The organism is Anaerostipes hadrus ATCC 29173 = JCM 17467, from assembly GCF_030296915.1.
Classification (GTDB): domain Bacteria; phylum Bacillota; class Clostridia; order Lachnospirales; family Lachnospiraceae; genus Anaerostipes; species Anaerostipes hadrus.
The window spans coordinates 1,245,699-1,269,309 of sequence record NZ_AP028031.1 but is presented as its reverse complement, the minus strand read 5'-3'; the positions used below and the strand labels follow the sequence as shown (position 1 = coordinate 1,269,309).

Genomic DNA, 23,611 nt, shown 5'->3' with positions numbered 1-23,611 from the left:
TTTATATATCTAACATCGCTTCATTTGCATTTTCATAAATGAACTGTCTGCGAGGTGGTACGTCGCTTCCCATCAGCATAGAAGTAATATCGGAGGCCATTCTAGCATCTTCGATCTCAATCTGTTTTAATGTACGACTTTCTGGATTCAGCGTTGTCTCCCATAACTGTTGTGCATCCATCTCTCCTAAACCTTTATAACGTTGTAAAGTAAAGTTTCCCTTATGTTCTGCACGATATCTTGTCAGTGCTGCATCATCAAACAGATAAGTTTCTTCGCCCTTTTGGGGCATTGCTTTGTAAAGCGGCGGTGTTGCAAGAAATACATGTCCATGCGTGATCAATTCTGGCATAAAACGATAAAAGAACGTCAAAAGCAATGTTGCGATATGTGCACCATCCACATCAGCATCTGTCATAATAATGATCTTGTGATAACGAAGCTTACTGATATCAAAATCATTTCCATATCCTTCAGAAAAACCACATCCAAATGCATTGATCATCGTTTTAATTTCTGCATTCGCAAGAACTTTATCCATCGTAGCTTTCTCTACATTTAAGATTTTTCCTCGAATTGGAAGGATTGCCTGTGTCTTTCGATTTCTTGCTGTTTTTGCAGAACCACCAGCAGAATCTCCCTCGACAATAAAAATCTCACAGTCTTGTGCTTTACGACTTTCACAGTTCGCCAGTTTTCCGTTGCTGTCAATTGACAACTTCTGTTTTACCAGCATATTCGTCTTCGCTTTTTCTTCCGCTTTACGGATCTTCGCTGATTTTTCCGCACATGCCAGCACTTTTTTTAAAGTATCTAGATTCTTATCAAAATAAAGAACCAATTCTTCTCCCGCGATCTCTCCAACTGCTTTGGCTGCATCTGGATTATCCAGTTTCGTCTTCGTCTGTCCTTCAAATCTTGGTTCTGGATGTTTGACGGAAACGATTGCTGTCATACCATTTCTCACATCTGTTCCAGTAAAATTCGAATCTTTTTCTTTTAATACCCCGATCTCTCTGGCATATTGATTCATGATCGTAGTGAATTTCGTCTTAAACCCTGTGATATGTGTTCCACCTTCGATCGTATAAATGTTATTACAAAATCCCAGAATATTCTCCCCAAAATCCTCTGTATACTGAAATGCCACTTCTGCCTCAATTCCATCAATCATTCTTTTAAAATATACTGGTTCATGAAGCATTTGTTTTCCTTCATTTAATTTCTTTACATAAGCGCAGATTCCTTCTGGCTCATGATAATCAACTGTTGTTTCTTCACCTTCTCGTTCATTCACATAATGAATCGTAAGTTTTGGATTCAAATACGCAGTCTCATGCAAACGGTTTCTAACCATTGCTGCTTTAAAATATGTCTTATCAAAAATCTCTGGGTCTGGTAAAAACTGGACGTTTGTTCCCGTATCTGATTTTCTACAGGTACCGATCACCTCAAGAGGTGTTATGATCTTTCCACGCTCATATCTCTGCTGGTAAATCTTTCCTCCCTGTTTTACAGTTACCGTAAGCCATGTTGAAAGGGCATTAACAACGGATGCACCAACTCCATGCAGTCCTCCAGAAATCTTATATCCTCCATCTCCAAACTTACCTCCTGCATGTAACATGGTAAATACCATCTCTACCGCTGTTTTTCCTGTTCTTTCATTAATTCCGACCGGAATTCCTCGTCCATTGTCCGTAATAGTTGCTGTTCCATCTTTATTTAAAGATACTGTGATCTCATCACAATATCCTGCCAGAAATTCATCGACCGAATTGTCTACTATCTCATATATTAAATGATTCAATCCCTTGGTAGATACACTTCCAATGTACATTCCAGGGCGTTTTCTAACAGCTTCTAGTCCTTCTAAAACCGAAATACTATTAGCATCATATGTCTTATTTGCCATAAATACGCAACTCTCCTTTTTCTCTTTCGGTTATCTAGTGTATCACACAATGATCTTCTTCGTCAATTGAGCTGTTTCTTATAGCCGTCATTCGACAGTAATTGACTTTACCTCCCAAAATCTCTATAATGAAATATGAATAAACTAGAAAGGAACAATAAGTATGAAACGTAGGATTTTCAAACAGTTCCTATCCGGTATATTAGGGATCATATTACTGCTATCCCTTGCTGGATGTGGACAGAGTACAAGTAACTCAAAACCTGATGACACCATGGAGGCATTCTATGATCTGATCATAAAACAAGATACAACATCGATGACAGATCTTGGAATTGATAATTCTGAAGCATCTGATACTTTAAAAACATATCAGACATCCATGATATCAACTCTTCAGAAGAGTTTTAAGAATGCAGGCGTTACGATCACTAAGAAACAAGCAAATGAAATCTATAAAGCGATCAGCAGCAAACTTTCTTCCTTAGACCACAAGATCACGGTAACAGGTCAAGATAAGAAAAATGCAACAGTTAAGGTGTCTAGCCAATACATCAATTATCTGGACATTTTTAAACAAGCAAAACAGACTACTTTGGATGAATTAAAACCTCTTCACATTGAGAACTTATCCGATGCAAAGAAACAATTAGTATCTAATGTGATCGAAGCTTTCAATTCTATTGATGTATCCTCTGATATGCATACACAAACATTTAAATTAAAACTACAGAAGATCAAAAGCGGTAAAAATACCCTTCATATCTTCTTCCCGGATAATTATGAAGAAGTCGGATCTAAACTCATGAAAAATGCAACAAATCAATAAATATAAAAGGTTAGCAGTATGATCACACTGCTAACCTTTTTATATTGATCCTAATTACAATTCGTCTGCTTCCATCATCTGCCTAAGCAGTTCCCTTGCTTCTCTGCAGCGATTTTTAACACTTCGCTCTGTAATTCTAAATAAATCTGCAATTTCTTTACATTTCAATCCATAAACATATCGAAATAAAATCGTATCTCGATGTCTTCGTGGTAATGCCGCCAGATTCTGTTTTAAAGATTCCAGATCGATCATCTGCAGATAATTATCTCTAGGATCTTCAACAAAATCCCCTTCTGACCCGTCTTCATATGTAAGACTCTCGTGTTCATTATTCTTTTCATTTTTCAACAATGTAAAGGATTCATTCTTTGTTATTGCCGTAAGAAAATAAAATACTTCTTCCTCTGGCACCTTCAAAATACTTTCCGGATATACCAATGCTTTTTCAAATACACTTTGCACCACGTCTTGTGCTAGATCATTGTCTTTCACATGATTCTTTGCAATACAAAATAACTTCCTTGAATATGCCTCATACAATTTCTCTATGTATTTGATCGTCTTTTTCCCTATTGGTTTTCTCTTTCGAATTCTCATAATATTTCACTTTCAATTTTCTTAAATTGTTTTTTTCTGAACTATTATAAAGATATATTGTTCTATTACAAATGTTTGTATAATGATCTATCCAAATAATAGCTCTTCAAAAATGATTTCCATGTTTTCTTGCGAATATTCAATCTCTTTTGAGTAAATTCGAGCAATCTCCTGCGGTGTCTTCAAAATATGATTTCTCTTACAATATTCATTCATCTGTTCAATTATCAAACAGCTTAAAATTGCGAACTTAACTTTATCGATCAGATTATTATCTTCACAGGATTTCATAAAGTAACGATAAATAAAATAACTCATCAAATGTTCCATATATGACTCATCGATTCCTTGTTCTTTGATCATGCATGGCATTGGTTCCATCTTGCAAAACATCTTCTGAATCTTTGGCTCCATAAAATCTAATTCCTGATATATAGATATCCAGTTTTTGATATATGTTTCTTCTCGCATTTGACTTAATATATGATTCTTCTTTATAGGATCATTTTTCCATGTATTCAGAATCTCACCCGTTTGGTTCAAATGATCCTGGATTCCCTGCACCACATCAAATATCTGTTCTATTCTTTGTTCCACTGGGTTTTCTTTCTTTTTCAGCAAATCCAATATCCATAATTGAATTTCTAAAACTGATTCATCAAAGTCATCCGTTGACTCTGTATTCGTTCCCTGAATCTGGCATAATCCAAATTCCTTTGTCTCAAACATCAGCCGTGTAGCTTCTTCGCATGCCATTCCAAGACCTGTCTGGCGAATATTTCCATATTCATTATGAAATCTCGGATGCTGTGTACATATCTCACACAAAGCGTCTTCTCCTAATTCAATATAAATATCACATAAATTTTTCTGATTCAAAAACACACAGCGGTCACGATCATCAAGATGAAATGCTGGAGTGCCTTCGTGATCAATGCCTTTCATCAGCCTGTCACGAAATTCTCCTTTAACATTCTGATATTTTTTATAGGACTTAGAATCGATCATGATCTCCCATCCAATGCAGCAACTATCTTTGCATTTATCTGCAATGCACTGAAAATCCTTATAATAATCAGGAATATATTCTTTCATCTTATCCTCCAAAATATTTTCATTCTTATGAAACTTTTATCTGATGTTCCAGCCGCATCCAATCTGCAACTGCTGCAATAAATTGTGAATTTGTCGGACGTTCCTGTCCTTCCATCACAAATGTTCCAAAAATCTCTTTTAAAAGTTCTTGATTTCCTTTGGTCCATACAATATCGATCGCATGGCGGATCGCCCGTTCAACACTACTGGTCGTTGTTTTACATTTCTTTGCAATCTCAGGGTATAATAATTTTGTAATATAATTTATACGATTACAGTCTTCTATCGCCATTAGAATCGCATATTTCATATAACGGCACCCTTTAATATGTGCAGGCACCCCTAAATTCCTAACCAAAAAGCTAATCTGCCTTCGAACATCATTCGTTCCACACATGCTACACATTCTTTTTGATCGTCCATGCAATGCTTTCTCATTTTTTTGAATATCATTATTTACTGAACGTATCCGTATCATCTGTGAAATTCTCTCTGCAAGAATTCCTGCCTGAAACGGTTTCATCATACAATAATCAACTTTTAACCGTCTGATACACTCCATCAGCTCTCTATTTTCGAGCATTGTTAATGCAATAAATGCTGGAATTTTATCTGGTTCTATCAATTCCCTGCATTTTTCGATTACACCAATTCCGTCAATCTCTGAAAGCATCAGATCAATAACTACAAGATCAGGTTTTAATTTTATAATATCATCCAATGTATCCACCCCATTATCTCTTACTGATATTACATTATATTTTCCTGATAATTCTTTCTTTAATTGTTCTGCCTCGTCCGGATAACTGTCTGCAATTAAAACTCTATGTCTTTCATCCATATTTTCTCCTTCAGACAATCTCCCTGTATTCGTCCATATGCATCTTATATTATCTCATCATCATCATCTTAAGATGCATTCATATGATAATCGAGTCTTAGTTTATCCGCGATCAATGCAATAAACTCTGAATTTGTCGGCTTTCCCTTTCCAGAACTTATCGTATAACCAAACATTTCTTCCAGCAATTCAACTTTTCCACGACTCCATGCCACCTCAATCGCATGCCGAATCGCCCTCTCTACGCTGCTTGATGTCGTTTTGTATTTTTTCGCAATTGTTGGATATAATAACTTTGTAATATAATTCATCATATTAATATCCTCAATTGCCATGATAATTCCCTCTCTAATATACTGATACCCCTTTATATGAGCCGGAATTCCAAGATCTCTTATGATCTTTGTCACATCCTGTTTCATATGAAATTCATGATCGATCACTGTTCTTTGATCATTTTTCTTAAAATTATTTTCTGTTTCTTTCTGAATGATTTTCTGATCCAATCCTTTGATTTTTGCAACTTGTTTGATCCTGCGGCACAGTACCTCATTCTTAAATGGTCTCATCATACAATAATCAATGTCCATATGATTGACGCATTCGATCAATTTCTCAGTACCGATCGATGTTAAAACAATAAATACTGGTAATTGTTCATATTCCATACATTCTCTGCATTTTTCGATCACCCCGACTCCATCGATATATGGCAGCATGATATCAATTAAGACAACTTCTGGTTTCTTTCTAATGATCTCATCAACTGCTTTCATTCCATCGAATACTGTTCCAACAATATCAAACTCTCTATTCAGTTCATTTTCTAACTCCTCTGCTTCTGATACGTCCCCATCCACAATTAAAATATTTAACTTCTTTTCCAACTTTTTCAACCTCCTGATCATGATTATGATGTCTTATGCTGTTATTTTTCCTCGATCAGTACTTCATCTCCATATTCCAGGCGTATTTTATCCGCGATCAATGCAATAAACTCTGAATTCGTAGGTTTTCCTTTTCCTGCATGAATCGTATAGCCAAACAATGCATCGATCGTGTCCATATTTCCTCTTCCCCAGGCAACCTCGATCGCATGTCTGATCGCTCGTTCTACCCTGCTTGGTGTCGTATCAAACTTCTGTGCGATTGACGGATACAGCTGTTTTGTTATGGAATTTAAAATATCCATATCACAGACTGCCATCATGATCGAATCTCTTAAGTACTGATAACCTTTGATATGAGCCGGAACCCCGATCTCATGAATCATATTCGTTATGATGATCTCCAACTGGTTTTCTGTCAATCCATGAATCTTCTCTGGTACAGAAACGAATGGTCTTTCAGGAATCTGCTGTTTTATCTTTGCCTGCTTGATCTGCTTAATGATCGTTCTTAGATCAAACGGCTTTAAAATAAAATAAGATGCTCCTAATTCCATAGCCTCTTCGCAGACATTTTCCTGCCCCATTGCGGAGACCATAATAATGATCGGTCTTTTACTTAGATCTTCTGTTTGCAAACGTTCTAATACACCAATTCCATCGAGTTTCGGCATAATGATATCCAGTAATACAACATCCGGTTGTTTTTCCTTGATGATACGCAATGCTTCTTCTCCATCATCCGCACTTGCGATTACTTCAATATCACTTTCCTGCTCTAACAGTTCTGTCATCATCTCAACAGTTCTCTGGTTGTCATCTGCAATAGCCACATTAATCTTGTTCATCTTCAGTCCTCCCATTCTGTTTTTCTCTACAAATTAATTATATATTTGATTTAAGTTTACAAACAACCCATATTTCTTCGCAAGTTTTGGTTGATTTCCAAAGGATTCGACATAATTCGACAAAATTAATTCTATTTTTTAAAATCTATGTCATATTTCGCTGCGTAAATTGTTAAATATATAATTTCTCACTTCGATGATTCCATATGACATCCAGTAACTCTGTTGTTGTCACAACAATCTGATCTGCTTCGGCATGCATCAGCTCCTCTCTGTTCTCAAATCTGTACAATGTTCTAATGTTTGACAGATTATTTTCTTTCTTTCCTAGTATATCATGTCTTCGACTTCCTGTCATAAGAATTTGCAATTCCTTTTTATTTCACTTTACTTCCTGCATGATCTTTATAAACTTCAATCTTTTGATCGATCTGATCTTTCAATTCATCGACATGTGAAATTATGCCAACCAGCTTATTTCCTTCCAAAGACAGTGAATTTATGATCTGCATCGCCTTATTTAAAGAATCCGCATCTAAAGTACCAAATCCCTCATCAATAAAGATCGTATCAACCTGTATCCCGCCTTTTTTGTTCTGGATCACATCACTTAATCCTAACGCAAGAGATAATGCTGCTTTAAATGATTCTCCTCCAGATAATGATCTTACATTTCTTCTTTTTCCTGTCCATTCATCAAGAATCTCCAATTCCAGACCAGAAGATCCTTTGTTTATATCATTTTCTTCTTTTCGAAGCAGATAATATCTTTGTTCACTCATAACGGACAACCGTTCATTGGCTGCTGCCAAGATCAGATCAAAATATACTGACTGCACAAAACGTTCAAATGAAATCTTTGTCTTTCCTTTTTGTTCTCCATTTGCTGTATCTGACAGATCTTTTAACAGTGTATAGTTCATTTCTGTTTCTTTATACTCTTCCATCTTCTTGTCCATAAATCTTATCGATTGTTCGTTTACAGAGATATGTTGATTTAATTGTTCCAGATTCTGATTTTGTTTTTGTATTTCTTTTTTCATCTGATGAAGTTTTGTTTCAAATTTTCTAAAATCTGAAATTTCTTCATTCATCTCTTTGTGTTCTTCCAACTGTTTTGTAACACTCGAAAGTGTATTTTCTTTTTCTTCAATGGCCGCTTTGATATGAACTCCCTGTATTTCAACACTTTCTTTTTTCTTTTCTATTTCTTCTTTATTAAATTTCATCTGATCGATCTCATCAGATAATCGCTGCTGTTCTTCACTGGCATCTTTATATGTTTTATATTCAAGATTCTTACAGATTTCTTCTATTCTGGCCTCTGTCTGCTTATATAAACTATCTTTTTCATGTGATTTTCCGGCAATTTCCTGCAGTTTTTCCACATAGTTCAATTGTTTTTCTTTGGATTTTTCAACTTTTACTCTTTGTTCTGCTATCTTTTCTTTCTGTTTTTTGATTCTTTCAAATTCTTTTTTTACTTTTTTATATTGTCGTAAAGAGATTTCATAGATCTCGTCAAGCTTTTCAAACTCTTCTGATCTTTTCCCACTTTTTTTGCAAAGCTGTTCTTTACATATCTCAACAATACCTTTACTCTGTTTTACTTTCGCAAATGCAGTATTATATTGCCGATCGATCAATTCCGTTTCTTCACGAAGTGCACGAAGCATCTCCTGCGTAATATCACTTTCTTTAAAATCTGCTGTTTTTGGATGATGTAATGATCCACAAACCGGACATGGATGACCGTCTATCAGATTTCTTGCCAGAAGTCCTGCTTGATTACAGTCATATCGATCCTGCCAGTCTGACAATCGATCTCTGTATTCTTTTCTTTGCATTCTGATCTTATCATAGACTTCTCCAGCCTCTTCATAAATCCGAAGTTTCTCAAAATAAGCTTCTTTCTCCTTACACAATTCATGATTTTTTTCTGTCTGAACATGAAGTTTCAATTCTTCTTTTTGCAAATGATCGTATTGTGTTTCAATCTCATCTGCCTGTCTAAGAAATTCTAGTAGTTTTAATTCTCTTTGTCTTTCGTTCTCTTTTTTTTTCTCCGTTTCTTCCTGCTGTCTGATCATACGTTCTTTCGCATTCTTTAAAGATTCCTTTTTTTTCTCTAATGCTTCCAGCTCTTTATATTGTTTTATCTGTTTTTGGAGTTCTTGAAACCTTAATTCCTTTTTATGTAGTTTCGGCAGTTCCTTTTGGATCTGATCATATTCTTTTTTGATCGCTCGCTGTTCTGCTTTATTTTCTTTTTCTTGTACTATAAGTTCTTTAATTTCTTCTTTTATATCTTTGATCTTCTGTCTCTTCTCCGTTATCTGTGAAAAAACAATCCGTTGCTTCTGATATAGTTCTTCTTGTGTTTCTTTTTGTTTCTGGAAATTCTCATATTCTTGTTGTTTTCGATACTGATATCTTTTTACTACATCCATAAATTCTACAATTTGATGTTTTTGTTTTAAATACCGTGTATATTCTTCATATTCTTCTGCATCTTTTGATACAAAAATGTTATCTTCCTGCTCTAACAAGGTATTCCCAAGATTCTCATATTCGTATTTACAAGAAAGATGTCTACGTTTGATCTTTTCCTGAAATTCATACAGATACCATGTTCCAAAAATCTTACGAAAGATTTCACTCCGTTCTTTTCCTTTCGCGTAAAGAAGTTTTAAAAATTCTCCTTGTGCGATCATTGAAATCTGCTGATACTGCATACGGTCCATTCCAAGAATTTCTTCCATCTGCGCGGTCACTTGCTGACTTCCTGTTGTTACAATCTCATCTTCTTGATATAATACTGCATACGGAGACTGTCGTGTCATTTTGTCTCCTCGTTTGCTCTTTCGCATATAGGATGGATTTCTTTCAATCTTGTACTGCTTTTTGCGATGCGAAAATAAGAATACCACTTTCGTCTCTGTCTCATCTTTGGCAAAATCACTTCTTAGCATATCCTGTTTTCGATAAGAACCACTTGGCTCACCGTATAAAGCAAAACAGATTCCATCAAAAATAGTCGTTTTCCCTGCACCTGTTTCTCCTGAGATCAAAAAAATCCCATCTTTAAATCTGGTAAAATCAATCACTGTTTCCTCTGCAAATGGTCCAAATGCAGATAATATTAATTTTTGCGGTCTCAACGAATCACCTCCTCAAAAATGGATATTGCCATCTGTGCTCTTTTTTCATCCAGATCAATATGATTTTGCATTTTATAAAACTGTTCAAATAATTCCATTGGATTTTGATCTGCGATCTGGTTTTCTTTCATCTGAATGGTTTCATATTGCATCATATGACGACGGTTTTTAAAGCTGATCTGCATAACATTCGGATAAACCGTACGTACTTTCCCGATCGCATCTAAAATCTGCTCCTCATCCGTCAGAATGACATGCATATAATCTTCTTCATTTCCAATTTCACATTTTCTTTTTAACAATGATTCTAACGAACATTCCATTTCCCTCATATCACGTAATGGTTTTAGCAAATGATGGGATAGGGAGATCTGCTTGTTTTTACTGATCGTAAGGATCGTTGCCTGTTTGTCTTTGTAAATTTCTGAAAAAGAATATTTTAAGATCGATCCAGCATACCTTACCATTTCACGTCCCATTGCCTGCGGCTTGTGGATATGTCCAAGTGCTACATAGTCAAATGCATCAAATAGACGGTAATCAATATTATCAATCCCTCCAAGGCTGCTTGTTTCTGAATCTGACAATTCTGGAGAATTCTTTCCAACCGTTACAAACTGATGCGCCAGCAGGATATTCGTCTCATCTTCGTTGATCTTCACTTGTTCCATTAGATGCTTGAAGCATTCTTCATAGGTTTCTGTCTGAATTTTTAATACATGATTGATATACGCTGGCTTTACAAATGGAAGCATATAAAAATTAATATTGTATCCATCTTCCTTGATCGTAATCTTTTCAATTTCCTGATTAAATTGTGATGCAATATATAAATTAGATCGTTTAAATAAGTTTCTTCCAAATGACAATCTTTCCGAAGAATCATGATTTCCGCTGATCATCAATACTTTTACTTTAAGATCACTCAGTTCTTCTAAAAATTCATCCAGCAGATGAATCGCCTCGATCGTCGGTATTGCCTTATCATAGATATCCCCACATAATAAAATAACATCTATCTTTTCTTCTTTTACTAATGTAACGATCTGATCCAATATAAATTTCTGATCTTCAATCATGGATATCTCATTCACTCTCTTTCCGAGATGCAGATCTCCAAGATGCAAAATCTTCATGTCTCTTACCCTCCCTTTTTTCTATTGTAGCAAACTTATATTTTAAAAACAGCTTTCATTTCCCTTTGCTCTAATTTTCCATCTCATAGAGCATTGTTTCCATAAGAATAGCATACCCTTTCATCGGGTCATTTACAAAAACATGTGTAACAGCACCAATAAGTTTCCCATTCTGCAAGATTGGACTGCCACTCATTCCCTGTATGATCCCGTTGGTAAGTTTTAATAATTCTTTGTCTGTCACTTCAATCTCCATACTTTTTAACACATCCTTGTCGGATGGCACGATCTTATTGATCTGGATCTCATATTGTTTCATAGTACCGCTTACATTGGAGAGAATATAAGCTTTCCCTGGTTTGATATCTTGACGATATCCTATCTTGTATGCTTTTTGTTGTTTCTTTGGTATTGTTCCATAAATTCCTTTTTCCGTATTTTTTTTGATGGAACCTAAAATATTCTCTTCCTTGTATTCAATACTTCCAACAATCTCTCCCGGCGTTCCTGATTTTCCTTTTTTAATGGAATAAATCTGTGGATCCAGCAAAAGACCACCTTTGATCTTTAAAAGTGTGCCTGTATCCATATCATAAATACCGTGTCCCAACCCTCCAAATGACGTACCTTTTACATAAGTCATCGTACCGATTCCCTGCGTGTTATCCCTGATCCATGTTCCAATTTTATACATGTGATCCGTCTTTGAACGTTCTGGCTTGATCTTGATCTGCATCATCTTTGCCTTTCTTTGGACTGTTAATATCACAGATTCTCCTTGACCTTGATTGATTTTTTCGATGAATTGTTTTTTTGATACAATATCTTTTCCATCAATCTTTTTGATATAATCTCCACGATATAATTTATTTTTACTCGGTGCATATTCCATGCTGTTTTCCCCGGTAAACTGATCCGTATCAAGCACAAACAATCCATCTGTTTCTACATAGACACCGATCACTTCACCGCTTGGCGTGATCTTTTGGTCATCTACGACCTTCACTTTAATCTTCTTTAATGGAATCGCGCCAAATAAATTGGTTTTCATTTCATACTGACCCATGTGACATTGTTTGAATACAATGGGCTGATTTAATCGTATCGTTTGATGATCGATCGTTGCACTAACTGGTACATCATAACAAAGAGAGACTGTTTCGCCCTTGTTGATATGAATCGTATCTGGAAGTCTTGCATTGCAGTATTTTATATAAACTGCAGTTATTGCGATTAAATTGATCATAAAAAGTAGAATTAAAAATTTGCGGTAAGTGTATTTTTTCATATTTTTCCTCCTAAAAAAGGACATATCGTCATTGATATATCCTTTTTATTATATGAAGATCACCGCTTACATACTCAGTATAATTTTGTTTCATCTGCCAAAGATTTCATTTCTTTTGCATGTTCCATAGACGTTTCACTCCATTGATCCCCGCTGATCATTCTTGAAATCTCTTTTAACGATTCTGATTCATTTAATTTTCGGATCATTGTCTGCGTATTCTTCTGATCGGTTTGTTTTCTAATGAAGTAGTGACTATCTGCCATCGCTGCGATCTGTGGAAGATGTGTGATCGCGATCACCTGATGATCCTTTGAGATCACTGCCATCTTTTTAGCTACACGATTGGCAGTTTCCCCACTGATCCCAGTATCAATTTCGTCAAAGATCAACGTATCTACTCCATCTGCCTGTGCTGCTACTGATTTGAGTGCAAGCATGATTCTTGATAATTCACCACCAGATGCTACTTCTTGTACCGGACGCATTGGAAGACCTGGGTTGGTCGATATCATAAAACGGATCTGATCCATTCCATCTGCTGAAATCTGGTCTTTTTTCGTAACTTCGATTTCAAATCTGACATCTAAAAAGTTCAGATCTTCTAATGCTTTTGTGATATTGCTTCCAAGTGTCTTTGCTACCTTACATCTTTGTTCTGACAGATTCTTTGCTTCCTTAAGATATCGTTCCCTGATGCGTTCCTGTTCATTCTTTAATATTTCAATCTCATGTTCTGCATCACACAACATATTATATCGTTTTTCTGCCTTTTGTCCATATGCTGTAACATCTTCAATCGATGGACCATATTTGTCTTTTAAGGAATTAATGACATTCAGACGTTCTTCCACTTCCTGATATGTCTGCTCATCAAATTCCATATTCTCCATATATGTCGTCAATTCCTGATGAAAACCATTTAACAGATCTTCCACTGACAACAGTTGTTCATAAAATTCTGAGATCTGAGGATCTAAATGACTGATCTCCTGCATTCTTCTGATGCTTTCACTTAACTGATTGCCAATCGATGTTTCTTCCTCATATCCCGTCAGCATACGTGCTGCCTGACAAGAAATAATGATATCTCGGCTATGGACGATCTTTTGATATACCGTTTCTAATTCCTCGTCTTCTCCTTTGACAAGATTGGCATTCTCAATCTCTGAAATCTCATGTTTTAAGAAGTCCATCTCTCTTAATCTTTGCTGGTCATCTATTGATATTTCTTTTATCTTTGTTGAAATCTCGTGATATTCTCCTGCAAGATTTTTGCACTGTTCTAAGGAATATCTTGCATTTTCAGGTAAAAAATGATCCATCATACTTAAATGATTTTTCTCTTTTAACAGTACTTGATGTTCTTGCTGACCATGCAGATCAAATAAACGTCTGGAAACTTCTCTTAACGTATTGAGTGTCACCGTACTATCGTTAATCTTATTAATACTTCTCTTCTCGTTGATCACACGTTTGATGAAGATCTGACCGTCTTCTACTTCCAGATCCAGAGCTTCGATTTCTTTGATCAGCTTTTGATCTTCAATCCAAAAAAGCAGTTCAATGACTGCTTCTTTTGCTCCCGGTCGGATCATATCTTTTGATATTTTTTTCCCAAGTGCACTTTCTATAGAACCTATCAAGACAGATTTTCCTGCACCGGTTTCTCCAGTCAGTATATTCAAATGTTCATCAAATGTAATTTCCAATTCATTGATCAACGCAAGATTCTTTACATGTAAATTCTGAAGCATAGATTTCCTCTCTGTATATTTATTCTTTTAATTTTTTGATCATATGATCGATCTCAGCAATTGCAGTTCTTCCAATATTCTTATCTTTCATAACACACATGATCGTATCATCTCCCGCGATCGTACCAACCATTCCAATGATGTTTAAAGAATCAAGTGCAGCAGCAGACGCCATTGCCATTCCCGATACGGTTTTTACAACCAGCATATTCTCTGCTAGTTCCATGGAAATGATCGCTTCTGCTAAAATCCTCTGATACTTTCTTGAAGTCTCATCTTCCTGATCGATCAGACAATAAATCTGCTTCCCATCTGCATCCGGTTTCTTGATCAATGCCAGTTCTCTGATATCTCTTGAAATCGTTGCCTGCGTTGTCTTAAAGCCAATCTGATTTAATCTTGACAACAACTCTTCCTGTGTCTCAATTGGATATTGCTGGATCAATTCAATGATCGCTTCCTGCCTATTTTTCTTCATTCTGACCTCCAACTTTGATTCGAAGGATTCTGTAAAAGCTGTCTCCTTTCACTTTAATGATCCTTGCGATCTTCTTTGATTTACGCACCTGAAGAACATCTCCTGGCTGAAGTTTTCTCGCAACCTGACCGTCAAAGGTAACGTAGGCTTCCTCTAACTGAGATTCTCTCACGTTCTCAATATAAATATCAATCTCATCTTCTGGAGAAAGAACAAGACTGTTTGACTGCAGCGAATGTGGACAGATCGGAGTGATCAAAATAACATTTGCTTTTGGATTCACTACCGGCCCACCTGCTGATAAATTATATCCTGTAGATCCTGTCGGCGTCGAAACAATAATCCCATCTGCTTCATATACATCTAACAATTTGCCATTGACCATAATACGAAACGAGATGATTCTTGAAAAACCACTTCTTGCGATCACGACGTCATTGAGTGCTGGAAGATGATCTGTCTCATGATCCGCATGGATCACGCGCCCATCTAACATCATTCTCTCCTCGATCTGGAAAGTATCATTTAACAATCCGTCCAATCCGTCATAAAGTTTAGATAACTCAATCTCTGTTAAGAATCCTAAGGTACCGAGATTTACTCCAACCATCGGAATATCATGATCTACGATCAATCTTGCCGCATGAAGCATCGTCCCATCTCCACCTAAAACGATCACACACTCTGTGTCTTTTGTGATGCAGTTCATATCTTTTTGAACATGTCTTGTAAAATCACACATTCTCTGGCTGATTCCACCTTGTTTTTCAATATAATCCTGGATCTTTTTGGAAATACGCAGTCCTGGATCTTTTTTCTCGTTCGTTAAAATCAAAAAATTCTTCATGTTATTCCTTATTCTTTGCCAGATCCGCATGTGATGCATCCACCACTTCCTTGATCTGATCTGTCATTGTATGTCCATTCTCCATTGTCTCTGTTTTTCTCATATGTAATAAATACTCGATATTTCCCTCTGGACCTTTGATCGGAGAATAATCAAGGTGTAATAATTCAAACCCGTTCGTAGATGCGAAATCACAGATCTTCTCAATGACTTCTTCATGAACTTTTGGATCTCGTACAACACCTTTCTTTCCAACTTTTTCTCTTCCTGCTTCAAACTGCGGTTTGATCAGTGCAACAACTTCTCCTCCCGTATTCAAAATTCGATATACCGCTGGAAGAATCTTTGTCAGTGAAATAAAAGAAACATCAATAGATACAAACGATGCCTTTTCATCGATATCGTCTTCCGTCATATAACGCATATTCGTACGTTCCATACAAACAACTCTCTCATCGTTTCTTAGTTTCCAGTCCAACTGTCCATGCCCGACATCAACTGAATATACTTTCACTGCACCATTTTGCAACATACAGTCTGTAAATCCACCTGTAGATGCTCCAACATCCATGCAGACTTTGTCTTTTAATACAATATCAAAGTTCTTCATAGCCTTCTCAAGCTTTAATCCACCTCGACTGACATATTTTAAAGTTTTTCCCTTTACAATGATCTCCTGCTTTTCATCAAAAGTTGATCCTGCTTTATCCTCTCTCTGTCCATCTACAAAAACGATTCCTGACATAATGATCGCTTTTGCTTTTTCTCTGGAAGACGCAAGCCCTTTCTTGACAAGCAGTACATCTAAACGTTCTTTCTTCATTTTTCTATTCCTTCATCCATTGTCTGATGGAGTCTGCAATACTTTCTCCATCAATCTTCAACATTCTTCTTAACTCACTTACAGAACCATGTTCCACAAACTGGTCATCTATTCCAAGGCATCTGACTTCACCTTTGTAATCATGCTCACTCAGAAATTCATTCACCATCATTCCAAATCCACCGTTTAATACGCCTTCTTCTGCGATCATGATCTTATCATAGGTCTGTGACAGTTTCATGATCAACTCCTGATCAAATGGTTTGATATATCTTGGATTAACTAAACCAATCTCATATCCTTCTTCTTTAAGGATCTTTTCCGCCTTATCTGCCTCTTCAAAGATATTTCCAACTGCAATGATCACAGCTTCCTTTCCTTCTTTAAGTATCTGGCCTTTTCCATAGTGTAACTCTTCAAATTGATCTTCATACAAAGAGCTTGCTTCTCCTCTGGAATATTTGATCGCGGTCGGTCCTTTTGCATGATGGAGCGTATGTTTTAGCATCTCAGATAATTCCCTTCCGTTGATCGGAGCCATCACCGTCACATTTGGAATGATAGATAAATACGGAATATCAAAAATACCTTGATGAGTTTCTCCATCCGCTCCAACAAGTCCTGAGCGGTCCAATCCAAATATAACTGGATAATTCCCGATTGCCACATCATGTAAGATCTGATCAAAACCTCTTTGTAGAAATGTTGAATACACTGCAAATACAGGCTTTAGACCTCTTGATGCCATTCCGGCACAAAATGTAACTGCATGTTGTTCGGCAATCCCTACATCAAAGAAACGATCTGGAAAATGATTTTTAAACTTTCCAAGACCTGTTCCATCCGGCATTGCGGCAGTTACCGCAACAATCTTCTTATCTTTCTTCGCCTCTTTGATCAGTGTATCTGAAAATACCGCTGTGTTCGATGGATTGTCCGATTTCTTTAAAACTTCCCCTGTCTTTAAGGAAAATGGACTGATTCCGTGAAATTTGGCTGGATTCTGCTCCGCAGGACGATATCCTTTTCCTTTCTTCGTTACCACGTGAATAATGATCGGCTCATCTAATTGTTTCGCTCTATTTAACGTGTCTACCATCAAGGGAACATTATGCCCGTCAATAGGTCCAATATACGTGATCCCCATATCTTCAAAATACATTCCCGGAACAAATAATTGTTTGATCGAATCTTTTGATTTCTTAAGAATTGTTGTTAATTCCTTCCCGATTCCCGGAATTCTTAATAAGGATTGTTCCACATTTCCTTTAAATTCCACATATTCTTTTCTTGTTCGTACTTTATTCAAATACGCAGACATTCCACCGACATTCTCCGCAATAGACATCTTGTTATCGTTCAGGATAATGATCAGATTCTTCTTCTCCTTGCGTAGTCTTGCCATATTATTTAATGCTTCATATGCCATTCCGCCAGACAACGCACCATCTCCGATTACCGCAACAATCGTCTCATCCGTATGATTGATATCTCTTGCTGTAACCATCCCAAGTGCTGCTGATAACGACATGGAGCTGTGTCCACTGTGAAACGCATCACAATCGCTTTCTTTTCTCTTCGGGAATCCACTCATCCCATGAAATTGCCTCAGATTCTCAAATCCATTCTTTCTTCCTGTTAAGATCTTGTGCACATAAGACTGATGTCCTACATCAAAGATCAGCTGGTCTTTTGGAAAATCCAAAACAAGATGCAGCGCCATCGTTAGTTCTACAATTCCAAGATTCGATGCCAGATGCCCCCCTGTGCGACTAACATTTCTTAATAGAAAACGACGTATATCTTTCGCCAGAAGTTTATAGTCCTCTGGCTGAATCTGTTTAATATCATTCGGATCATTAATATACTCTAGCATAATGCTCCCTCTTCCTCTCTGCCTTAGTGTGTTCGATGGATCAAAAATCTTGTAAGATTTGTAAGATAACAATCTCCCTTATCATATTTTTCTAAAATATCAATTGCTTTCTTTGAAATATCTTCTACATCTCTTTGTGAACGTTCTAATCCTTTTAATGTCACATAAGTTGTTTTGTGATTCTTTTCATCACTTCCAACCGGTTTCCCAATCTCTTCTTCATCTCCTGTAAGATCCAGAATATCGTCTTGAATCTGAAACGCAAGTCCGATATATTCTCCACATTCTTCCATCTTCAGAACATCTTCTTTGGATGCTCCTGCAAGAACTGCTCCGATCATCATACATGCTTCGATCAATGCAGACGTCTTATTCTTATGAATAAATAAAATCTGCTCCATACTAAGCGGTGTACCTTCCAGTTCAACATCTGCAACCTGCCCACCGATCATTCCATAGATTCCAGGTTTGCTGGCGAGAATCTTGATCGCTTCAACTACATTCATGATCTGGTCTTTCTCCGCAAGATCAAATGCTTTCGTTGCAACTTCATACGCATAATTAAGAAGTGCATCTCCTGCAAGGATCGCCATATCTTCTCCATAAACGATATGACATGTTTTCTGACCTCTTCTGTAATCATCATTGTCAAGTGCTGGAAGATCATCATGAATCAGAGAATACGTATGGATCATTTCAATCGCTGCCATAAATGGCTTTACAATATCTCCCTTTCCGCCAAACATCTGATATGTCTCGTTGATCAGCATTGGACGAAGACGCTTTCCTCCCGCCTTAACGGTTGTGTTCATTGCAGTTAAAACTGTTTTTTGTAACCCTTCCTGTGCTGGCAGATATTCATCTAAAATAATTTCAATCTGTGCAACCTTTTGTTTCATCTCATCCTTAAAGTTCATGTTCTTCCCCATTCTCTTCTAATACGATCAATTCTTTTTCTACTTTATCCAGAGAATCCTTACACTGTTTCACAAGATTTACTCCTTCAGTATATAGTTTGACAGCCTCTGGAAGTTTGATTTCTTCACTGGAAAGCTTTGTAAGAATTTCATCTAACTGATGAAAACCCTGATCAATATCAAATTTCTTCTTTGTCATAATAAACTTCCTCTTTCTTACTTCCCTTTTTCATCCATTGTTCTGATCTGCTTTGCCATTGCAAGGATCGTTCCATCTGAAATCGTTAAGGAAATCTGATCTCCCTCTTTCACTTTGTGAACGCTTGTAACTGGCTCACCATTCTGATCTTCTAAATATCCAAATCCATTGATCAATTTCGCTGTTGGTGATAACCCATGAAGTTCTTTTGCGTACAATTCCAGTTTGTGCTTATACCCTGTCATCTTATTCTTCATCACTTGCTGAATCTGTTCTTCTAATTCTGACAAACGCATCTTCTGTTCCTGAAGTTGAAATCGTGGATCGTAATTTGCAATGGTGATCTGATACTTCTGCAATTTCATCTGATAACGCCGGATGATCTGTTTTAACAACGCATCCATTGTATATTCTCTGTTTGCGATTCCTTCCATCACTTCTGTGATATCTGGAACTGCAAGTTCACAGGCTGCTGTCGGTGTTGCCGCGCGAAGATCTGCCGCATAATCCGCAATGGTAGTATCCACCTCATGCCCTGTTCCAGAAATGATCGGTGTCTTTGCTTCGTAGATCGCTCTTGCGACATTCTCTTCATTAAATGCCCACAAGTCCTCGATCGAGCCCCCACCTCTTCCGATGATAATGGTATCAACTCCATACTGGTCCAGAGTGCGAATTCCAGATACGATCGTATCAGATGCACCTTCTCCCTGTACTTTAGCAGGATATAATACTAACTGTACATACGGATTCCTGCGCTTTGCTGTACTAATGATATCATGAATTGCTGCTCCTGTTCTTGCCGTTACCACACCGATCTTCTTTGGATTCTTTGGAATCGGCTTCTTGATCTCGTGGTCAAACAATCCTTCTTCATAAAGCTTCTGTTTTAACATCTCATATGCAACATATAATTCTCCGATTCCATTTAAACGAATCTCCTGTGCATATAGCTGATAACTTCCGCCACGCTCATAGACACTGACATTTCCATCCACAATGACTTCCTGTCCATCTTCTAATTCAAACTGCAATCCATTATATCTTGCACTCGCAAACATTACACAAGAAATCTGGCTTTCTTCATCTTTCAATGAAAAATAAATATGCCCAGAAGAATGATACTTACAGTTTGACACCTGTCCCTTGATTGAAATCCTCCTTAAGGCATAATCACTTTGAAACATTCGTTTGATATAAGTATTAATCTGTGTTACAGAAAAAACTTTACTCTTCATCCATATCCTGTCCAATCTTACTTAAGACACCATTGATAAATGGTGCTGCCTTTTCATTGCAGTATTTCTTTGCAAGTTCTACTGCCTCATTGATCGCTACTTTTCTTGGCACCTGTTCATCTAATAAGATTTCATAGGTTGCAAGTCTTAAAATAGATAATTCAGCTTTTCCAAGTCTCTCTAAATTCCATGCATTCGTATGTGCAGAAATCTGTTCATCGATTTCATCTAAATGTTCGATCAGATTCTCTGTTTTCTCTGTAATTTCTTTCTGTGTCTTCTCATTGATATTTTCATGTCCATGAAAATATAATTCAACCTGATCTTCAAATTCTTCTTTCTCACAAAATTCTACACAAAATAAAATTCTGAAAATATGTTCTCTTACCTCACTTCTTTTCATTAGGGTTCCTTTCTGCGATACAAAGACGGAACTGTGATCAGTCCCGTCTGACTTTGCTTTATATTCTTTCTTACTCTTCTTCTGCTGCAACGCCTGTGACACGGACGTTAACTTCTCTGACCTTTAATCCTGTCATGTTCTCGATTGCTGCTTTCACACGATCTTGAACTTTCTTAGAAATCTCTGGAATACTAACTCCATAGTCAAGTTCTAATGCAAGATTGACTCTTACATGATGATTCTCTACGACAACTTTGACTCCCTTGGACAGATTATTCACTCCAAGTTTACTTACCAGTTCATTCGTGATATTCCCACACATTCTGGCAACTCCTGTCACTTCAGTTGCTGCGATTCCTGCGATCACTGCAATCACATCATCTGCAATTTTCACTTCCCCGAGCACTCCCTGCTCGCTTATCTGGTAACTACTTTTATTCTCCATAGTAAAAGCCTCCTGTATTTCTGCATACTGATATGATTTATTATACCAAAGATGAATATGTTATTCAAACTATTTTATAACATTCTTTTTGATCTTATCTCTTTAAAATGTTAAGAATAATTGATTTTCTTCCATATTTGTAAGATAATACTTTTGGCAGATATCCTTTGCGAATCTGACCTTTTATTAAAGGAGATCATATAATATGAAAAAATTAACAAGACAGGAGAAACATGAACAGTGTATGCGTGAGATCCGTGGAACATTGATCGTTGTATTGATCTGCTGTGCTTGGCATATTGCCAGTGCGTTTTTGTTAAATGGTACTGGTCTTTATTTTCTAGGTATGCCCGCATGGTTTAGTGTGTCAACATTCGGAACGATCATACTTTCTTTGATCGGTGTCTGGTACCTATTAAAACATGTATTTATTAATTTTGAATATGACGATGAAGAGGAGGGAGAAGAATAAATGTCAGCAAATCAGAAAATCATTCTTGCAATTTTTATTGTTTACCTTGCCTTAAATGCTGCGATCGGTATCATTTTCAGTAACCGTCAGAATAAAAAACAGCATACATCCTCCGAGAAAAAATTCTTCATCGGTGGAAGAAATATGAACGGACTTCTTCTGGCAATGACAACCATGGCAACTTATACTTCTGTAAGTTCCTTTATTTCTGGTCCAGGAGCTGCTGGTCTTACTTATGGATATGCACAGGCATGGATCGCTACAGTTCAAGTTCCGATCACATTTCTGGTACTAGGTGTCCTTGGTAACAAACTTGCTTTAGTTTCCAGAAGAACTGGTGCCGTTACTGTTGTAGGTTATTTAAAGGCTCGTTATAAAAATGATGTTTTAGTTATTGTAACCAGCTTACTTATGGTTGCCTTCTTCATGGCACAGATGATTGGACAATTTACTGGCGGAGCAACTTTGATCTCTTCTATCACTGGACTTGATCATGTTGTTTCTTTATTGATCTTTGGAGCAGTTGTTATCATTTATACATCTTTTGGTGGTTTCAGTGCTGTTGCGATCACAGATACGATTCAGGGAATTATCATGTGTGTCGGTACATTTTTACTTTTATTCTTTGTATTAAAAGCTGGCGGCGGACTTGCTGGTATTGATACCGGACTGGCACAGAATCTGCCTGGAGTATATGATGATCTATTTTCAAAGTACAGTCCCGGTACGCTACTTAGTTTCTGGATTCTTGTAGGATTTGGTACACTTGGACTTCCTCAGACAGCCGTTCGTTCTATGGGATTTAAAAATACAAAGAGTCTTCATTCTGCGATGTGGATCGGTGCTGTTACCTGCAGTTTTATCATCGTTGGTATGCATATGGCTGGTACATGGGCCGGTGCACTGGTAGATACTAAGAACCTTCCGACGTCTGATTACTTTATCCCATACATCGTTCAGAAGATCATGCCCGTCGGACTTGCAGGAACTTTCCTAGCTGCTCCTATGGCTGCTGTTATGTCTACCGCTGATTCTCTTTTGATCCTTGCTTCTGCAGCGATCGTGAAAGATCTATGGCGTAACTATGTTGTCAAAGATGATCCTGTGAAAATTCAGTCTTATAACAAAAATGTTGGGAAAATGAGCACGCTCGTTACGTTCGCATTTGGTGTGATCGTTATCTTACTTACGATCAATCCACCTGATATCATTTTCTTTCTGAATCTATTTGCCTTAGGTGGTCTGGAATGCAGTTTTTTCTGGCCTTTGGTCGGAGGATTGTTCTGGAAGAAAGGAACAAAACAGGCAGCAATCTTTAGTTCTCTCGGTGCTGCGATCACTTATGTATTTTGTTATTATAACGTACAGATTGCTGGAATCAATGCTGTTGTATGGGGACTTCTTGCTGGTGGAATCTTATATTTTGTGATAGGAAATATCACTTGTAAAAATGGTCTTGACGAAGATATCATCAAAAATTGTTTCTAAATTTTAAAGCATAGAAACTATCTTAAAAGCAATACACATTAAAAATCCCCCATGTATGATATATGAAA

23 protein-coding genes are annotated in these 23,611 nt (G+C 36.9%); 3 read left to right on the top strand and 20 right to left on the bottom strand.

Annotated elements, in window-relative coordinates; genetic code table 11:
- Position 1: 1 nt before the first annotated feature.
- A complete protein-coding gene (locus QUE18_RS06245) occupies positions 2 to 1,915 on the bottom strand; it encodes a DNA gyrase/topoisomerase IV subunit B (protein WP_009203803.1) in 1,914 nt (637 codons plus the stop codon).
- A gap of 163 nt (positions 1,916 to 2,078) precedes the next feature.
- Between QUE18_RS06245 and QUE18_RS06240 the strand changes: the two genes are divergently transcribed.
- The gene (locus QUE18_RS06240) at positions 2,079 to 2,744 is read left to right on the top strand and encodes a hypothetical protein (protein WP_009203802.1); all 666 of its coding nucleotides are present in this window, start codon (positions 2,079 to 2,081) and stop codon (positions 2,742 to 2,744) included.
- Positions 2,745 to 2,798: 54 nt separating this feature from the next.
- On the opposite strand, the gene QUE18_RS06235 is transcribed toward QUE18_RS06240, so the two are convergent.
- The 19 genes from QUE18_RS06235 to QUE18_RS06145 form a co-directional block, all read right to left on the bottom strand.
- On the bottom strand, positions 2,799 to 3,344 hold the full coding sequence (locus tag QUE18_RS06235; RefSeq protein WP_009203801.1) for an RNA polymerase sigma factor: 546 nt from the start codon (positions 3,342 to 3,344) through the stop codon (positions 2,799 to 2,801).
- 87 nt (positions 3,345 to 3,431) lie between these two features.
- Positions 3,432 to 4,439: a flagellin lysine-N-methylase gene (gene fliB, locus QUE18_RS06230; RefSeq protein ID WP_008392807.1), complete on the bottom strand. Its 1,008-nt coding sequence runs from the start codon at positions 4,437 to 4,439 to the stop codon at positions 3,432 to 3,434.
- A gap of 25 nt (positions 4,440 to 4,464) precedes the next feature.
- The gene (gene spo0A, locus QUE18_RS06225; protein ID WP_009203800.1) at positions 4,465 to 5,280 is read right to left on the bottom strand and encodes a sporulation transcription factor Spo0A; all 816 of its coding nucleotides are present in this window, start codon (positions 5,278 to 5,280) and stop codon (positions 4,465 to 4,467) included.
- A gap of 68 nt (positions 5,281 to 5,348) precedes the next feature.
- Positions 5,349 to 6,188 (bottom strand): sporulation transcription factor Spo0A, encoded by an 840-nt coding sequence (gene spo0A / locus QUE18_RS06220; RefSeq protein ID WP_009203799.1) that lies wholly within the window; start codon positions 6,186 to 6,188, stop codon positions 5,349 to 5,351.
- Positions 6,189 to 6,208: 20 nt separating this feature from the next.
- Positions 6,209 to 7,030, bottom strand: a complete 822-nt coding sequence (gene spo0A / locus QUE18_RS06215; RefSeq protein WP_008392810.1) for a sporulation transcription factor Spo0A — start codon at positions 7,028 to 7,030, stop codon at positions 6,209 to 6,211.
- Positions 7,031 to 7,187: 157 nt separating this feature from the next.
- Entirely contained in the window at positions 7,188 to 7,373 is a 186-nt protein-coding gene (locus QUE18_RS06210; protein ID WP_009203798.1) for an HAD family hydrolase, read from the bottom strand.
- 19 nt (positions 7,374 to 7,392) lie between these two features.
- Positions 7,393 to 10,176 (bottom strand): SbcC/MukB-like Walker B domain-containing protein, encoded by a 2,784-nt coding sequence (locus QUE18_RS06205; RefSeq protein WP_008392812.1) that lies wholly within the window; start codon positions 10,174 to 10,176, stop codon positions 7,393 to 7,395.
- Entirely contained in the window at positions 10,173 to 11,312 is a 1,140-nt protein-coding gene (locus QUE18_RS06200; protein WP_008392813.1) for an exonuclease SbcCD subunit D, read from the bottom strand. Before QUE18_RS06200 ends, QUE18_RS06205 begins: the two co-directional genes overlap by 4 nt.
- Positions 11,313 to 11,382: 70 nt before the next feature.
- Complete coding sequence (spoIVB, locus tag QUE18_RS06195) at positions 11,383 to 12,600, bottom strand: SpoIVB peptidase (RefSeq protein WP_008392814.1); 1,218 nt, start codon at positions 12,598 to 12,600, stop codon at positions 11,383 to 11,385.
- A 74-nt stretch (positions 12,601 to 12,674) separates the two neighbouring features.
- A complete protein-coding gene (recN, locus tag QUE18_RS06190; RefSeq protein ID WP_008392815.1) occupies positions 12,675 to 14,357 on the bottom strand; it encodes a DNA repair protein RecN in 1,683 nt (560 codons plus the stop codon).
- A 19-nt stretch (positions 14,358 to 14,376) separates the two neighbouring features.
- Positions 14,377 to 14,835 (bottom strand): arginine repressor, encoded by a 459-nt coding sequence (gene argR / locus QUE18_RS06185; RefSeq protein WP_008392816.1) that lies wholly within the window; start codon positions 14,833 to 14,835, stop codon positions 14,377 to 14,379.
- Positions 14,822 to 15,682 carry an NAD(+)/NADH kinase gene (locus QUE18_RS06180; protein WP_008392817.1) on the bottom strand — a complete coding sequence of 287 codons (861 nt, stop codon included), beginning with the start codon at positions 15,680 to 15,682 and terminating at the stop codon, positions 14,822 to 14,824. The genes argR and QUE18_RS06180 overlap by 14 nt, the downstream gene beginning before the upstream one ends.
- Before the next feature lies 1 nt (position 15,683).
- Complete coding sequence (locus QUE18_RS06175) at positions 15,684 to 16,505, bottom strand: TlyA family RNA methyltransferase (RefSeq protein WP_008392818.1); 822 nt, start codon at positions 16,503 to 16,505, stop codon at positions 15,684 to 15,686.
- Positions 16,506 to 16,509: 4 nt separating this feature from the next.
- Positions 16,510 to 18,381, bottom strand: a complete 1,872-nt coding sequence (gene dxs, locus QUE18_RS06170) for a 1-deoxy-D-xylulose-5-phosphate synthase (protein WP_009203797.1) — start codon at positions 18,379 to 18,381, stop codon at positions 16,510 to 16,512.
- A 23-nt stretch (positions 18,382 to 18,404) separates the two neighbouring features.
- The gene (locus QUE18_RS06165; protein WP_009203796.1) at positions 18,405 to 19,298 is read right to left on the bottom strand and encodes a polyprenyl synthetase family protein; all 894 of its coding nucleotides are present in this window, start codon (positions 19,296 to 19,298) and stop codon (positions 18,405 to 18,407) included.
- Positions 19,288 to 19,497, bottom strand: coding sequence for an exodeoxyribonuclease VII small subunit (gene xseB, locus QUE18_RS06160; protein WP_009203795.1), 210 nt, complete (start codon positions 19,495 to 19,497; stop codon positions 19,288 to 19,290). The genes QUE18_RS06165 and xseB overlap by 11 nt, the downstream gene beginning before the upstream one ends.
- Positions 19,498 to 19,514: 17 nt before the next feature.
- Positions 19,515 to 20,735, bottom strand: coding sequence for an exodeoxyribonuclease VII large subunit (gene xseA, locus QUE18_RS06155; protein WP_009203794.1), 1,221 nt, complete (start codon positions 20,733 to 20,735; stop codon positions 19,515 to 19,517).
- On the bottom strand, positions 20,725 to 21,138 hold the full coding sequence (nusB, locus tag QUE18_RS06150) for a transcription antitermination factor NusB (RefSeq protein WP_015530222.1): 414 nt from the start codon (positions 21,136 to 21,138) through the stop codon (positions 20,725 to 20,727). The genes xseA and nusB overlap by 11 nt, the downstream gene beginning before the upstream one ends.
- A 70-nt stretch (positions 21,139 to 21,208) precedes the next feature.
- A complete protein-coding gene (locus QUE18_RS06145) occupies positions 21,209 to 21,583 on the bottom strand; it encodes an Asp23/Gls24 family envelope stress response protein (protein ID WP_009203792.1) in 375 nt (124 codons plus the stop codon).
- 205 nt (positions 21,584 to 21,788) lie between these two features.
- Here QUE18_RS06145 and QUE18_RS06140 point away from each other — a divergent pair, with 205 nt between their 5' ends.
- Positions 21,789 to 22,055 carry a YhdT family protein gene (locus tag QUE18_RS06140; protein ID WP_008392825.1) on the top strand — a complete coding sequence of 89 codons (267 nt, stop codon included), beginning with the start codon at positions 21,789 to 21,791 and terminating at the stop codon, positions 22,053 to 22,055.
- Entirely contained in the window at positions 22,056 to 23,543 is a 1,488-nt protein-coding gene (panF, locus tag QUE18_RS06135; RefSeq protein ID WP_009203791.1) for a sodium/pantothenate symporter, read from the top strand.
- The last annotated feature ends 68 nt before the right edge of the window (positions 23,544 to 23,611 follow it).